This window comes from Rhodococcus sp. IEGM 1381 (genome assembly GCF_030056795.1).
Lineage (GTDB): Bacteria > Actinomycetota > Actinomycetes > Mycobacteriales > Mycobacteriaceae > Rhodococcoides.
This window is the reverse complement of record NZ_JASHKQ010000001.1, coordinates 1,811,429-1,825,787: the sequence shown is the minus strand read 5'-3', so window position 1 is coordinate 1,825,787 and position 14,359 is coordinate 1,811,429. Positions and strand designations below refer to the sequence as shown.

General features: G+C 64.3%; 13 protein-coding genes and 1 tRNA gene. 8 read left to right on the top strand and 6 right to left on the bottom strand.

What is annotated here, in order from left to right:
- Positions 1-396 precede the first annotated feature (396 nt).
- From QM797_RS08555 to phoU, 6 genes are all read left to right on the top strand, one after another.
- Entirely contained in the window at positions 397-1,650 is a 1,254-nt protein-coding gene (locus tag QM797_RS08555; RefSeq protein WP_502942278.1) for a lipase family protein, read from the top strand.
- 67 nt (positions 1,651-1,717) lie between these two features.
- Positions 1,718-1,793, top strand: a tRNA-Lys gene (locus tag QM797_RS08550).
- Positions 1,794-2,053: 260 nt separating this feature from the next.
- A complete protein-coding gene (locus tag QM797_RS08545; protein WP_283273943.1) occupies positions 2,054-3,010 on the top strand; it encodes an acyl-ACP desaturase in 957 nt (318 codons plus the stop codon).
- Positions 3,011-3,102: 92 nt separating this feature from the next.
- Complete coding sequence (gene dusB, locus QM797_RS08540) at positions 3,103-4,242, top strand: tRNA dihydrouridine synthase DusB (protein WP_283274861.1); 1,140 nt, start codon at positions 3,103-3,105, stop codon at positions 4,240-4,242.
- 118 nt (positions 4,243-4,360) lie between these two features.
- Positions 4,361-6,280, top strand: coding sequence for an LCP family protein (locus tag QM797_RS08535; RefSeq protein WP_283274860.1), 1,920 nt, complete (start codon positions 4,361-4,363; stop codon positions 6,278-6,280).
- A gap of 66 nt (positions 6,281-6,346) precedes the next feature.
- Positions 6,347-7,021, top strand: a complete 675-nt coding sequence (phoU, locus tag QM797_RS08530) for a phosphate signaling complex protein PhoU (protein ID WP_283274859.1) — start codon at positions 6,347-6,349, stop codon at positions 7,019-7,021.
- Positions 7,022-7,160: 139 nt separating this feature from the next.
- Here phoU and pstB read toward each other — a convergent pair whose 3' ends face one another.
- The 6 genes from pstB to QM797_RS08500 form a co-directional block, all read right to left on the bottom strand.
- Positions 7,161-7,937 (bottom strand): phosphate ABC transporter ATP-binding protein PstB, encoded by a 777-nt coding sequence (gene pstB / locus QM797_RS08525; protein WP_283274858.1) that lies wholly within the window; start codon positions 7,935-7,937, stop codon positions 7,161-7,163.
- A 37-nt stretch (positions 7,938-7,974) separates the two neighbouring features.
- On the bottom strand, positions 7,975-8,883 hold the full coding sequence (pstA, locus tag QM797_RS08520) for a phosphate ABC transporter permease PstA (RefSeq protein WP_283274857.1): 909 nt from the start codon (positions 8,881-8,883) through the stop codon (positions 7,975-7,977).
- 3 nt (positions 8,884-8,886) lie between these two features.
- Positions 8,887-9,924: a phosphate ABC transporter permease subunit PstC gene (gene pstC / locus QM797_RS08515; RefSeq protein WP_283274856.1), complete on the bottom strand. Its 1,038-nt coding sequence runs from the start codon at positions 9,922-9,924 to the stop codon at positions 8,887-8,889.
- A gap of 87 nt (positions 9,925-10,011) precedes the next feature.
- On the bottom strand, positions 10,012-11,112 hold the full coding sequence (gene pstS / locus QM797_RS08510; protein ID WP_283274855.1) for a phosphate ABC transporter substrate-binding protein PstS: 1,101 nt from the start codon (positions 11,110-11,112) through the stop codon (positions 10,012-10,014).
- A 201-nt stretch (positions 11,113-11,313) separates the two neighbouring features.
- Complete coding sequence (mshD, locus tag QM797_RS08505; protein ID WP_283274854.1) at positions 11,314-12,219, bottom strand: mycothiol synthase; 906 nt, start codon at positions 12,217-12,219, stop codon at positions 11,314-11,316.
- Positions 12,220-12,981, bottom strand: coding sequence for a winged helix-turn-helix transcriptional regulator (locus QM797_RS08500; RefSeq protein ID WP_283274853.1), 762 nt, complete (start codon positions 12,979-12,981; stop codon positions 12,220-12,222).
- 130 nt (positions 12,982-13,111) lie between these two features.
- On the opposite strand from QM797_RS08500, the gene QM797_RS08495 reads away from it, so the two are divergent.
- Positions 13,112-13,891: an LmeA family phospholipid-binding protein gene (locus tag QM797_RS08495; protein ID WP_283274852.1), complete on the top strand. Its 780-nt coding sequence runs from the start codon at positions 13,112-13,114 to the stop codon at positions 13,889-13,891.
- Positions 13,888-14,307: a thioredoxin family protein gene (locus QM797_RS08490; protein WP_283274850.1), complete on the top strand. Its 420-nt coding sequence runs from the start codon at positions 13,888-13,890 to the stop codon at positions 14,305-14,307. Before QM797_RS08495 ends, QM797_RS08490 begins: the two co-directional genes overlap by 4 nt.
- The last annotated feature ends 52 nt before the right edge of the window (positions 14,308-14,359 follow it).

The following is a 14,359-nucleotide window of genomic DNA, read 5'->3' as shown; positions in this document are numbered from 1 at the left end:
TCTACCGCGACTACCCGTGCCGTCACCGGATCCGAAGCCGAAAGCGCGCGCATCGCCCGATCGACACCTCGAGAACGGAACCGCCGACGCGTTGCCCGACAGTCTCGGGCACGTGCCTCGCTTTCAGTTGACAGCCGAATTACATTTGCCCGTAACAAGTCTCGAGATCAATCGATTCGCCAGGCTCGTTAGCAAATTAAATCTGTTGCACACCAGTATTTTACACGCATACATATTTCGAATACAGCCAAACATCATGTTGGATAATCGATGTCGAACAGATCAGTAGATAACGTTTTCAATACTTTCGCCGTATCTCGCATCATTCGCGACCGCATCACTTTACTGTGAACTGCATCACACAGCCGGCTCTGCCTATCGGAAACGAGTGCTGCCATGAGGGGATACATCCGACTATTTCGTTCCGTGACAACAGTTTTCGCAGTTTCGCTTCTGATGCTTCCCACAACCGGCACGGCAATCGCAGACCCGATCGGCAACTTCGTGGCCCCCGTTCCCGATCCTGCCCTCTACTTGCCCACCCCGCTCGGCGAGCCCTGGTTCGATCCGCCCGCCGGCTACGAACAGCAACCACCCGGTTCCGTCCTGGCAACTCGACACGTCACCGTCGGGCCGCTGCTGACCCCCGTCAGGTCGACGCAAATCCTGTTCCGCACCACCGATTCCAAGGATCGGCCGGTCGCGGGTGTCACCACGATCATCGTGCCCTCGGCACCGTGGACGGGACCCGGGAGCCGGCCGGTAGTGGCGTACAACATGGCCATCGATTCACTCGGAAACACCTGCGCTCCGTCGTGGACCCTCCCTCGCGGAATCGCACCGGAGATCGTTCCGGTGCAGTCGTTCCTGGCGAAGAACTACGCCGTCGTCGTCACCGATCATCAGGGGCCGCGCCAGGGATACGCGTCGGGAACGATGGCGGGCCACGCCATCCTGGACGCCCTCCGCGCCATGGTGAAACTGCCCGAGCTGGGCTTGCCTGCAGAGTCTCCGATCGCCGCGACGGGATATTCCGGGGGTGCCATCGCTTCCGGATGGGCTGCGCAGCTGGCTCCCACCTACGCCCCGGACGTGAATCTCGTCGGCGTGGCGTTCGGCGGTGCACCCACCGATTACCGCATTCTCCTGCATTCGCTCAACGGAACGGTGGGGTCGACCCTGTTCCTGTCGGCCACGCTCGGAGTGGCCCGAGAGTATCCCGAGATGTTCTCGTTGATGAACGCCAACGGTCTGCGCCTGGCCACCATCGCCAAGGACATGTGCATCTATCTCACTGCCCCGGGAGGCCTGGTGGCTCCCATTCCAGCACAGGCCCTTTCGGACATTCCGGACGTCGATCGGACGTCGATCGCCGAGCAGATCATCGCGTCGACGCGCATGGGTGGAGACAAGACACCGACCGCCCCCGTCTTCATTTATCACGGGCAGCAAGAGTTCTGGATACCCGCGGAAGGGGCCGAGAACCTGTACGACGAGTGGTGCGCCAACGGCGCGAGCGTCCGATTGGAGGAATACGTCGGCGAGCACCTCGTGGTCGCGGTGACCGGAATGCCCGGTGCGTTCGCCTGGATCGACGACCGCCTGGCCGGTATTCCTGCGCCGAGTGGATGCAGCAGCTTCGGACGCTGACGCGTCGGTAGCACTGTCGGGGGTACATGCCGTCGGCGCTGCGCGGCCCGTTAGACTTTCGAGCCGCGCCCCTATAGCTCAGTTGGTAGAGCTACGGACTTTTAATCCGCAGGTCGTAGGTTCGAGTCCTACTGGGGGCACCACATACATCCCGGGCAACGGTGATCACACCTGCCCGGTACGTACACTCGGCAGTAACGATCGGCCGAGACAGAGCGACGTGCAGGGGGAACTGCAACAGTCGCGAAGGCCGACCGGTCGACCGACATTCGGGGAATTCACGTCGGTCGACACCGGACATCACGACCGCCGGAACAGCAGGTGAACAGGCGCGACACGGTTCACACCGAACCTACGGTGCCGTAAGCTGGACCGGTCGTACGCAATCTATGGAGGCGATCTAATGGCGAGGGATTTGACACAGCTCGAGCTTCTGCAGGAGCTGGTACCCACTGCCGAAGACAACGTGAACCGTCACATCACGATGGCACGCGAATGGCATCCCCACGACTACGTGCCGTGGGACGAAGGCCGCAACTTCGCCGCCCTCGGCGGCCAGGACTACGACCCGGAGCAGTCCAAGCTCTCCGACGTCGCCCAAGCCGCGATGATCACCAACCTGCTCACCGAGGACAACCTGCCCTCCTACCACCGTGAGATCGCCGAGAACTTCTCCCGCGACGGCGCCTGGGGCACCTGGGTCGGCCGCTGGACCGCCGAAGAGAACCGCCACGGCATCGTCATGCGCGACTACCTCGTCGTCACCCGCGGCGTCGACCCCGTCGCCCTCGAAGAAGCCCGCATGATCCACATGACCAACGGCTACGCCTCCCCCGCCGGAACACAGGTCGGACTACTGCACTCGGTCGCGTACGTCACCTTCCAGGAGCTCGCCACCCGCGTCTCGCACCGCAACACCGGCAAGGTCTGCGACGACCCGATCGCCGACCGGATGCTCCAGCGCATCGCTGCCGACGAGAACCTGCACATGATCTTCTACCGCAACATCACCGGCGCAGCGATGGACATCTCCCCCGACCAGACGCTGCAGGCCGTCTCGGACATCGTGATGAACTTCGTCATGCCCGGTGCCGGGATGCCGAACTTCCGCCGCAACGGTGTGCTCATGGCCAAGCACGGTATCTACGATCTGCGTCAGCACCTCGAAGACGTCGTCTGGCCGGTGCTGCGCAAATGGAACGTCTTCGAGCGCAACGACTTCACCGCCCGCGGAGAGAACAAGCGCGAAGAACTCGCCGCGTTCCTCGAAGACCTCGAACGCCAAGCCACCAAGTTCGAGGAAATGCGAGACCGCTCCCTCGCCCGCGAACGCGCCAAGGCCGAAGCACGCGCGTCGTAAGCTTCGCTCGACTGGTGTGCCCGGTACCGATTTCGGTGCCGGGCACCCGCTTTTTATCCTGAAAGTTCTCCCTCCGTTCCAAAGGCTCTTCCATGACATTGCAGATCGGCTCTCTGGAGTTGCGCAGCCCCGTCGTCCTGGCACCGATGGCGGGCGTCACCAATGTGGCTTTCCGGACTCTGTGCCGGGAGCAGGAACTCCAGCGGGCAGGCAGCACGTCGGGCCTGTACGTCTGCGAGATGGTGACCGCCCGCGCGCTGGTCGAAAGACAGCCCGCCACGATGCACATGACGACCTTCGGCCCCACCGAAACTCCGCGGTCGCTGCAGCTCTACACCGTCGATCCGGACACCACGTATGCCGCGGCGAAAATGATCGTCGACGACGATCTGGCCGACCACATCGACATGAACTTCGGCTGCCCGGTGCCGAAGGTCACCCGCAAGGGCGGCGGGGCCGCTCTGCCCTACAAACGCAACCTGTTCGGTCGCATCGTCGCCGCGGCCGTCAAGGCGACCGAGGGCACCGACATTCCGGTCACCGTCAAGTTCCGCGTCGGCATCGACGAGAACCACCACACGCACCTCGACGCGGGCCGAATCGCCGCCGACGAGGGTGCCGCCGCGGTGGCGTTGCATGCCAGAACCGCGTCGCAGCGTTACTCCGGTACCGCGGACTGGAACGAGATCGCGCGACTCAAGGAACACGTCACCGGTATCCCGGTGCTGGGCAACGGAGACATCTTCTCCGCCTCCGACGCAGTACGGATGATGGCCGAGACCGGCTGCGACGGGGTCGTCGTCGGGCGAGGTTGCCTGGGCAGGCCGTGGCTGTTCGCCGAACTCAGCGCCCGCCTGAACGGCCGACCCGAGCCCGTTCCCCCCACCCTCGGAGAGGTGGCCACGATCATCGCCCGCCATGCCGAATTGCTCGCCCAACATCACGGGGAGAAAAAGGGCCTACGCGAGTTGCGCAAGCACGTCTCCTGGTATCTCCGCGGCTTCCCGGCGGGATCGGACCTTCGAGTCTCGATGGCGCTGGTGTCCACACTCGGCGAGCTGGACGACCTACTGGCGCAACTCGATCCGAGCGTTCCGTTCCCCAAGGACGCGGAGGGGCCCCGCGGACGACAGGGTTCTCCGGGTGCGGTTGCGCTGCCCGACGGCTGGCTGGACGATCCGGAGGACATCTGCGTCCCGGCCGGTGCCGACCTGATGCACTCGGGCGGCTGATCCCCAGCTGACCGGCCCTCACCTCGCACGAAGTGGACCATGCCGCTCGAGTCAGTACTATGGCTTGGATTGCCGAGTAGGCAACGCGTGCGTGTGATGGAAGGCCAGGTTCGAATTCGTGGGAGACGATCGAGAGTCGGGCCCGTCTGTGCCCGAGGGTCGCGCCCCATGGGAGCGCCCGCTTTCCTCAATCAGACAAAACGGAGAGCATCGGCCTCGCTCCGAACGCCCGTCCACACCGGACCAGGATTCACCACCGCAGCCCGGCGACAGCGGCAGACTCGGCAAACGATCGCCGCGTAATGCCGACACCGTCTCGGTGGCCGAGTTGGTGGACAAGATGTCGCGGTCGGGATCGAGTCGTCGGGTACCGACCGAACGGCCCGAGACCGAAGAACCCACCGAGATCATCGCCCCGATCACCGATTCCACGCCCCCACCCTCCCGGGCAGTACCACCGACGCCCCCGCATGCAGTACCGGAACCAGTGGGCGCGCCCGCCTCGGACCGCCCGGCACTGACGCGGTTGGCCATGAGCCGGGTGCGACGACGCAGGCGACTGCGGATGGTCGGCCGGAGTCTGGTGTCCGTCATCGCGATTCTTTCGGTGGCACTGACCGGAGTGGTGTGGGGATATCTCCGCAATACCGACCAAGGATTTCTTCAGGTCGCTGCGCTCGATCCCGACTCGACGGACGTCGTCGACGCCGCGGGCCAATACGGCGACGAGACCTACCTGATCGTCGGTACCGACACCCGCACCGGGGCCAGCGGCGAGGTGGGTGCAGGCACCGTCGCCGACGCCGAGGGTGCCCGCTCGGACACGGTCATGCTCGTCAACATCCCGGCCGATCGCAGCCGCGTCGTCGCCGTCTCGTTTCCCCGCGATCTCGATGTGACGCGCCCCGAGTGCGAGCAGTTCGACAACGACACCAATACCTACACCGGTGAGATGTTCCCCGAGGCGTACGGCGACAAGCTCAACGCCACCTACGCCCTCGGCGGCCCCAAATGCCTGGTCAAGACGATCCAGAAGATTTCCGGTCTACGCATCGGTCACTTCGTAGGTATGGATTTCGCCGGATTCGAGTCCATGGTCGACGAGGTCGGCGGCGTCGAGGTCTGCACCGCGCAACCATTGATCGACTACGAACTCGGAGACGTGCTGCCCAACCCCGGTACGCAACGCATCGACGGGCGCACCGCGCTGAACTACGTCCGGGCTCGCAACGTCGAGTCCGAGGGCAACGGCGACTACGGCCGCATCAAACGGCAACAACGCTTCCTGTCGTCCTTGCTCAGGTCAGCACTCTCGAACAAGGTATTGCTCGACCCGGGCAAGTTGAACGGGTTCGTCAACGCGTTCACCTCGGACACGTTCGTGGAGAACGTCAAGACCCAGGACCTGGTGACGCTGGGCCGATCGCTGCAGAACGTGGACGCCGGCGCGGTCACCTTCCTCACCATCCCCACCACCGGCACCAACGACTACGGCAACGAGATCCCCAACGACGACGCGATCGGCGCAATCTTTCAGGCCATCATCGACGACGATCCGCTGCCCGGCGAGGAACGCGCAGAGCCGGTGGCCCCCGAATCCTCGGCTCCCCCTGCCGCCCCCGAAGCCCCGCTTCTGGCCGTCGAACCAGGCACAGTGTCCCTCCAGGTATCCAACGCGTCCGATATCGCCGGAATGGCTCAAACTGCATCCAACGAGCTCGCGACCTACGGATTCCAGATCCTGACGGTGGGCAACTTCTCGGGATCCGCCGCCCAGACCGTCGTGCGTTACTCCCAGGACCAGGAAGCGGCCGCAGCGACCGTTGCGTCGGCGATCCCCGGCGCAGCCATCGAGCTGGCTCCGAGCCTGAACAACGTCGTCGAGGTGGTACTCGGCTCCAATTACCCCGGATACACGCAATCCCCGACGGCGTTCGGCACCGCGATCGATGCCACCCAGGTGGAGGGGTCGACCGAGAGCGCGCCGCTCCCGGAAGATCTTTCGTTCACCAATGCCGCCGACGACACGTGTGCCTGACTTCATTCATGCTCCGTTAACCCTCGGGACAGGGAACAGGTCGGTGTGACCTACTAAACTTCGCTCATGCGCGTCGCCTACAACGAACAGATGAACGAGCTTGCCGATCTCCTCGGAGAGATGGCGAGCCTGGCTGGTACGGCCATGGAGAAGGCCACCCAGTCACTCCTCCAAGCAGACCTGGTGCTCGCCGAGCAGGTCATTTCCGAGCACGACAAGATCACCGAGCTCAGTGCGGTGTGCGAGGAGAAGGCTTTCACACTCCTCGCCCTCCAAGCTCCGGTCGCAGGCGACCTCCGTTCGGTGGTGGCCGGCATTCAGATCGTTGCCGACATCGACCGGATGGGCGCACTTGCCCTGCACGTCGCGAAGATCACCCGTCGCAGGCACCCGAACCACGCCCTCCCCGAGGTCGTCAACGGGTACTTCGCCGAGATGGGACGCCTCGCCGTCCAGATCGGCGCGTCCGCTCGCGAGGTCCTCGAGACACGCGACCCCGAGCGCGCTGCGAAGTTGCAGGAGGAGGACGAGGCGATGGACGATCTGCACCGTCACCTCTTCACGGTTCTGATGGACCGTGAGTGGAGCCATGGCGTCGCGGCTGCGGTGGACGTGACCCTGCTGGGTCGCTTCTACGAACGCTTCGCCGATCATGCTGTCGAGGTCGGCCGCCGAGTCGTCTTCCTGGTCACCGGCCAGCTTCCGGTCGACCTACACCAGAACAACATTCCCACCTCGTAGTACCGCTCTCGCCGAGTACCGCTCTCGCCGAGTAGCGCTGCCCAGCAGCGCTACTCGGCGTCCGTATCAGGGCAGGCGCACAACGAGAAGAACCCCCGTCGAGCTTTCGCTCGGCGGGGGTTCTCTTCGCGGTATGTGGCTATCCGAAGCGGCCGGAGATGTAGTCCTCGGTGGCCTTCTGCGTCGGGTTGGAGAAGATCTTCTCGGTGTCGTCGATCTCGATGAGCTTGCCGGGCTTGCCGGTCGCCTCGAGGTTGAAGAAGCCGGTCTGATCGCTCACACGAGCAGCCTGCTGCATGTTGTGCGTGACGATCACGATCGTGAAGTCCTGCTTGAGTTCCTGGATCAGATCTTCGATGGCAAGAGTGGAGATGGGGTCGAGAGCCGAGCAGGGCTCGTCCATCAGCAGCACGTCGGGCGAGACGGCGATGGCACGAGCAATGCACAGACGCTGCTGCTGACCACCGGAAAGGCCGCCACCGGGCTTGTCGAGACGGTCCTTGACCTCATTCCAGAGGTTGGCACCCTTGAGTGAGCGCTCGGCGATCTCCTCGAGTTCCTTCTTGCCGCGGCCGCCCTGCAACTTCAGGCCCGCGACGACGTTGTCCTTGATGGACATCGTCGGGAACGGGTTGGGGCGCTGGAAGACCATGCCGATGGTGCGGCGCACACCCACCGGATCGACGCCGTTGCCGTAGATGTCCTCGCCGTCGAGCAGCACCGAACCCTCGACGCGGGCACCGGGGGTTACCTCGTGCATGCGGTTGAGCGATCGCAGGACGGTCGACTTACCGCAGCCGGACGGTCCGATGAACGCGGTGACGCTGCGCGGCGGCACGGCCAGGGTGACGTCGGAAACGGCGTGGAACTTGCCGTAGTAGATGTTGACGTCTTTGAGATCGAGACGCTTTGCCATGTTCTTCGTTCCTTACGGTTCGCTGGAGTCGGGTGGGTCAGAAGTTCTTGGGCGAGAAGAACTTCGAGACCAACTTCGCGCCGATGTTGAGTATTGCGACGATCAGGATCAGCGTCAGGGCTGCTCCCCACATGCGCTCAGCGGTGAGCACGCCGGTTCCTGCTTTCTGCAGGTCGACCATCATGAGCGGCAGAGACGTCTGCGGCCCTTCGAAGATGTTGAAGTTGATAGCGGTCGCGGATCCCACCAGGATCAGCACCGGTGCCGTCTCGCCCATGACGCGGGCCAAGGCCAACATGATTCCGGTGACGATTCCGGACAGCGCGGTGGGGATGACGATCTTGGCGATGGTCATCCACTTCGGCACGCCGAGCGCGTAGGACGCCTCGCGCAAGTCCTGGGGGACGATGCGCAGCATTTCCTCGGCCGAGCGCACGATCACGGGGATCATCAGGAGAACGAGGGCGAATGCGACGGCCACGCCGGAGCGCTGGAATCCGAAGGTAGCGATCCACAGCGAGTAGATGAACAGGGCCGCGACGATGGACGGCACACCGGTGAGAATGTCGACCATGAAGGTGGTGACCCGGGCCAGTCGCGTGCCCACCCCGTACTCGACGAGGTAGATGGCGACGAAGATGCCGATCGGGATGGAGATGACGGCGCAGAACAGTCCTTGCAGGAGCGTGCCGATAATGGCGTGGTAAGCACCGCCGCCCGCGATGAACTGAGTGACGCCTGCCTGCGAGTTCTGCCACCAGGTGGGTGAGACCACGGCAGAGAGACCGCGGGAGATCACCGTGTAGAGCACCCAGATCAGCGGTACGAGTGCGACCAGCACCGAGAGGCTGACCAGGATCGTCGCCGAGAGGTTGGATGCCTTGCGCCGAGCGCTGACGCCCTGGAACGTGGGTTCCTTGACGGGCTTGTCCATGGTTGCAGTCATGGGTCAGTCCTTCTTTCCGGCGATGGCGGCGCGGGCACCGGCGTTGACGACGAACGTCAGGATGAAGAGCACCAGACCAGCGGCGATGTAGGCACCGGCCTGCAGCGGGTTGTTGAACTCGCCCGCGGCCAGCGCGATCTTGGTCGCGAACGTGGAACCGCCGTCGAACAACGTTCCACCGAATGTCGCCTGGGTGCTGCGGATGATGATGTACAGAGCGATGGTCTCACCGAGTGCGCGGCCGAGACCGAGCATCGAACCGGAAACGAAGCCGGACTTGCCGAACGGAATGACCGTGGTGCGCACGACCTCCCAGCGAGTGGCTCCGAGCGCGAGGGCTGCTTCGACCTGGCCCTTCGGCGTCTGGATGAACACCTCGCGAGTGACCGCCGCGATGATCGGCAGGATCATGACGGCAAGCACGATGCCGCCGGTGAAGATGGTGCCGCCACCGGCGATCGAGACCGAGCCGGTACTGAAGAGCGGGAACCAGCTCAGCGACGAGTTCAGCCATTCTGCGAAGGGGCTGATGGCGGGCGCGAGGACGTAGAGACCCCAGAGACCGAAGACGATCGACGGAACTGCGGCCAGCAGGTCAATGATGTAGCCGAGCGGTCCGGCGACTCGCTTGGGTGCGTAGTTCGTCAGGTAGATGGCGATGCCGAGTGCGACGGGCATCGCGAGGATCAGCGCGAACAGAGACACCGTGACGGTGACCAGAAACAGATCCAGAACACCGAACGCCATGGCCGAGGTATTGGACGTGTCCCAGGCACCGTTGTAGGTCAGGAAGTTGACCGTGTTGTTCGACAGTGAGGGGATCGCGCGCCAGACCAGGAAGATACCCACGGCGGCGATCAGGGCGATGATGAAGATTCCCGAGCCCGTGGCGAGGCCGGAGAAGATCCTGTCACCGGGTCGAGTGACGGTCCCCGATGTTTTCTTGTCTGACAATTGTGGTTCTTCCGGTTTGTGCGCGGCACCCGCGGCGGGCACGGTAGCCGCGGAGGGGACGCCGGTCATCGAGTGGGTGTCGCTCATACCGCTCACTGTCTCGTGTGGAGGTCGAGGACGGTCCTGCTTCGGCTCGCGTTGCCACGAGCCGAAGCAGGATCACGTCTCATTGAATCAGGCGATCGCTTCGATAGCGGTGACCAGACGTTCCTTGAAGGAATCGGGGAGCGGCACGTAACCGGCCTCCTCGAGGCCCTGCTGGCCTTCGTTGGCTGCACTGAGCAGGAACGACTTGACTGCTGCCGTGGTGTCGGCGTCGTAGCCCTTGGAGCAGACGATCTCGTAGGTCGCGAGGACCAACGGGTAGGTATCGGCTTCCTTGCTGGCGTACAGCGCGTCGATGTCGATGACCAGGTCGTTGCCCTCGCCGGAGAACGTGGCCGCGTCGATTGCGGCGGCCGCAGTCTCGGTGCTGAGCTCGACCGGTCCGTTGCCGAAGTCGACGGCAGCTGTGCCGAGGCTTTCCTGATCGGCGAAGCCCTTCTCGACGTAGGTGACCGAGCCGGGGGTAGCGGCCACGGCCTGGGCTACGCCCGAGGATCCGTTGGCACCTTCGCCGACGCCGCCGGCCCAGTCGGAGCTGTGGTCGAGGGTCCACGCTTCGGGAGCGGAAGCTGCGAGGAAGCGCTGGAAGTTGTCGCTGGTGCCCGAGGAATCGGAGCGGTAGACCGGGGTGACCGGGGTGGCCGGCAGTTCGACGCCTTCGTTGAGGGCGGCGATCGCGGGATCGTTCCAGGTGGTGATCTGTCCGGTGAACATGCGCGCGATGACATCCGGGTTCAGCGCAACGTTCTCGACACCGTCGAGGTTGTAGGCCACTGCGACCGGTCCGAAGACCAGGGGCAGGTTCCAGGCCGGGTTGTTGGCGCAGCGGGTGGCCGCTTCGGCTGCCTGCGCGTCCTTGATGGACGAATCGGAGCCGGCGAAGTCGACCAGACCGGCGACGAACTGCGTACGGCCGTTGCCCGAGCCGCTGGTGGTGTATTCGACGGCCTTTCCGGCGCAGACGCCGGAGTAGATCGAGGTGAAGTTGGACATGGCGTTCTGCTGAGCGGACGAGCCTTCACCGGTCAGCGGGGACTTACCTTCGCAGGTAGCCGAGGACTCTGATGCGCCGTCCGTGGTGGCGACGTTCGCGTCGCTACCGCATGCGGCCAGCAACATGGCACTGACTGCCACTGCACTCATGAGAGCACCGTTGCGCTTGAGGTTCACCTGTTTCCTCCGAGGAATCTTGGGCCGTGTTCACGCCTCGGGCCTGATCGGGCCGAGCAGTGACTGTGTGGGTGCCGGCTCGAAAGAAACCTCGCACCAGGCGGCGTAGGTTGCCGCCCAGAGAGAAAGGTAAGGGCAGGTGGTAGACGTTTACCCCCGCGTGGGTGAACGGAAGATGAACACCGCGCTGGAAATGTCCGTTTAGACGGTGCGCGCGTACGCGGCGTCCACGTGATAGTTCTCGAATCCGAGCTTGGTGTAGGTGTGCACCGCCGCAGTGTTGTCGGCCTCGACGTACAGCATGATCTGACCCAGTTCGCGGCTACGCAGGTAGTGCAAGCCCGCCAGCGTCAGTACTCGACCGAGACCACGGCCCTGGGACTGCGGATCGATGCCGACCACGTACACCTCACCGGTGGGCGGCTCGGCACTCTCCGCTGGATGAACCTTCGTCCAGTGAAATCCCAGTAGGTGGTCGCTGCCTTCCTCGAACGCCAGGAACAGGCCCGCCGGATCGAACCAGGGCTCGTCTCGTCGCGAGGCAATGTCGCGGTCGGTCCAGCCGCCCTGCTCGGGGTGCCACGAAAATGCCGCATTGTTCACCCGCAGCAGCTCTGCGTCGTCCTGATGGCCACGATAGGTTCGCAGCGTAATACCCTCCGGTACAACAACATCGGGAAGATCAGGACTGGCCGATGCCCGACGCATCTGCAGCAATTCCCGAACCACCTTCAGCTCCAGACGAGATGCAACGGACTGCGCCGCGGCGATATTGCCGTGCGCCCAGATTCGCGTACCGGACCCGATATCGAGTGCGCGAGATACCAATTCGCGACCGATGCCGCGACCGCGGGAAGAAGGATCGACCACCGCCTCGGCCATCCCGTCGGCGATTCCGGCGTAGCCCACGACGCGATCACCGTCGGTGGCGACGAGACGAACGACGTTCTCGCCGGCGTCGACCGCCTTCACCGCCTGCTCCGAAAGAGGCGCGGTACCGTCGACTTCCGTTGCGCGAGAAAGGATCCGATGAACCTCGTCGGAGACTCGAGAAGACGGTGCGTCGCCGTCGATGGGATGGACGCCGAACGCAGTATCCGAACTCATCTAGGAGAGAGTACTCTCCTGCTCGAACTCGAAATCCGCATCGCCGGAATCCCCGTTCGCGCCGTCCGATGCAGCGGGGCCGCCCTTGGTGTTGCGCGCAGGCCGGACCGCTTTGTATCCCACGTTGCGCACGGTGCCGATCAGCGATTCGTACTCGGTGCCGAGCTTGGCGCGCAGGCGTCGAACATGGACGTCGACGGTGCGCGTGCCACCGAAGAAATCGTAACCCCACACTTCCTGCAGCAGCTGCGCGCGAGTGAACACGCGACCCGCGTGTTGTGCCAGATACTTCAGCAGCTCGAATTCCTTGTAGGTCAGATCCAGCGGACGACCGCGAAGCCGTGCGGTGTAGGTGCCCTCGTCGATGATCAGCTCACCGAGCGTGATCTTGCCCGAGGTCTCCGGGCTCGCGACGCCGCCGCTGCGCCCGACCAGTAGCCGCAGGCGCGCGTCCAGCTCCGCCGGGCCGGTACCGGGAAGCAGGATGTCGTCCAGGCCCCAATCGGAGTTGACCGCCACGAGCCCGCCCTCGGTGAGGACCGCGACGACGGGGATCGCCGATCCGGTGCTGCCCAACAGGCGACACAGCCCGCGTGCCGCAGCCAAATCGGTGCGGGCGTCCACGAGCGCGATATCGGCCGAACCCGCTTCGAGTAGCGAGGAGACCTCGGTGGGCACCGGACGCACGTGATGCGCCAGCAGAGCAAGGGACGGAAGAACGCCCTCCGGATTGGGGTCGGACGTCAGTAGTAGGAGCTCCACTGCGTCTCCATTCTTGCTGCTGGCCGGTCCAGCTCGAGCTGGATTGGACTGTTCGTCAAGGACACAGACTAGCTTGTTCGTACAACTGGCCGAAGCGGGCAGTGTGCGACCCGTCGGTCACAATGGACGCGTGCGCACACTTCTCATCGGACTCGTCAGCCTGCTGGCCCTCGCGCTCGTCGTGGATTTCGGCGCGGCGGCCTACTCCGAGTACCGAGTCTCGCGCGCGATTCGCGCCGGTGGCGAGCTCAATTCCGACCCCCAGGTGATCGTGCACGGTTTCCCGTTCCTGACCCAGGCCGCGGACGGCCGCTACCAGAACATCGAAATAAGGGCCCAGGACGTCCCCACCGAATACGTCGGCTCGACGACGATCGAGGCCAATCTTCGTGGCGTGCACATCGCCCTGTCCGACTTGATCGACAACAACGTCCGGGCCATTCCGGTCGACGAACTCGACGGCCGCGTCCGCATCGAGGCGACAGACCTCGGCCGGTTCCTCGGCATCGTCGACCTGCAGGTTTCTGCGCCACCGGCCGACAAGTCCGACGGCACGGGCGGCTCCGGCGGCTCGGGCAAGACGACGACCGGAGGCGTCGTGCTGACCGGAACGGTGCCGGTCGGCCCACTGCAGACGACAGTGAGCGTGCAAGCCGACCTGTCGCTCGAGGGCGACAGCGTCGCCATCGTGGCATCCGACTTCTACTTCGGCCCCGAGGGTCGGGCGGATTTCACGATTCCCGACTTCGCCAAGCCGACAGTGCTCGGATTGTTCACCAAGACCATCGAGCGCCAGAACCTGCCCTTCGGACTTCTGCCGACCGACGTGTACGCGGAAGGGTCGCAGATCGTCATCGAGGGTTCGGGCGACAACGTGACGATCGACCTCAACGAGATCGAGAAGCCGTGACAGGGATCACAGTATTGTTGGTCGTGGCGGTCCTTGCCGTCGCTACCGGGTTGTACTTCCGAAGCCGCTCCGGCACCGTACGCGCCGTACGAGACACAGGCTCCGACACCGACGCTGTACGCCCACTGTTACTCGAGGCCGGCATCACGACCGACACCGCGACCGTGCTGCACTTCTCGGCGGACTGGTGCGGACCGTGCGCGGCCGTCCGTCGCGTCGTAGGGCAAGTACTGAACGATCGCAGCGGGGCCCGCGAAGTGGAGCTCGACATCGATGCCCATCCGGTTCTCGCCCGCGAGCTGGGAGTGCTGTCGTTGCCCACCACGTTCGTGCTCGACACCGACTTGCGTCGGCGCTCCAGAATCGCGGGGGTTCCCTCCGCGGCGGCTCTGCGTTCTGCGCTCGACGCACTCTGACCGCACCCGATCGGGCCGGCGGTTCGACGCGCCGCTGGTAGCGGGTAGGATG

Excerpts from the sequence above, each read along its gene's own strand:
- pstB (WP_283274858.1), bottom strand. The coding sequence starts at position 7,937 with ATGGCAAAGCGTCTCGATCTCAAAGACGTCAACATCTACTACGGCAAG.
- QM797_RS08555 (WP_502942278.1), top strand. The coding sequence starts at position 397 with ATGAGGGGATACATCCGACTATTTCGTTCCGTGACAACAGTTTTCGCA.
- phoU (WP_283274859.1), top strand. The coding sequence starts at position 6,347 with ATGCGCGTCGCCTACAACGAACAGATGAACGAGCTTGCCGATCTCCTC.
- dusB (WP_283274861.1), top strand. The coding sequence starts at position 3,103 with ATGACATTGCAGATCGGCTCTCTGGAGTTGCGCAGCCCCGTCGTCCTG.
- mshD (WP_283274854.1), bottom strand. The coding sequence starts at position 12,219 with ATGAGTTCGGATACTGCGTTCGGCGTCCATCCCATCGACGGCGACGCA.
- pstC (WP_283274856.1), bottom strand. The coding sequence starts at position 9,924 with ATGAGCGACACCCACTCGATGACCGGCGTCCCCTCCGCGGCTACCGTG.
- QM797_RS08545 (WP_283273943.1), top strand. The coding sequence starts at position 2,054 with ATGGCGAGGGATTTGACACAGCTCGAGCTTCTGCAGGAGCTGGTACCC.
- pstA (WP_283274857.1), bottom strand. The coding sequence starts at position 8,883 with ATGACTGCAACCATGGACAAGCCCGTCAAGGAACCCACGTTCCAGGGC.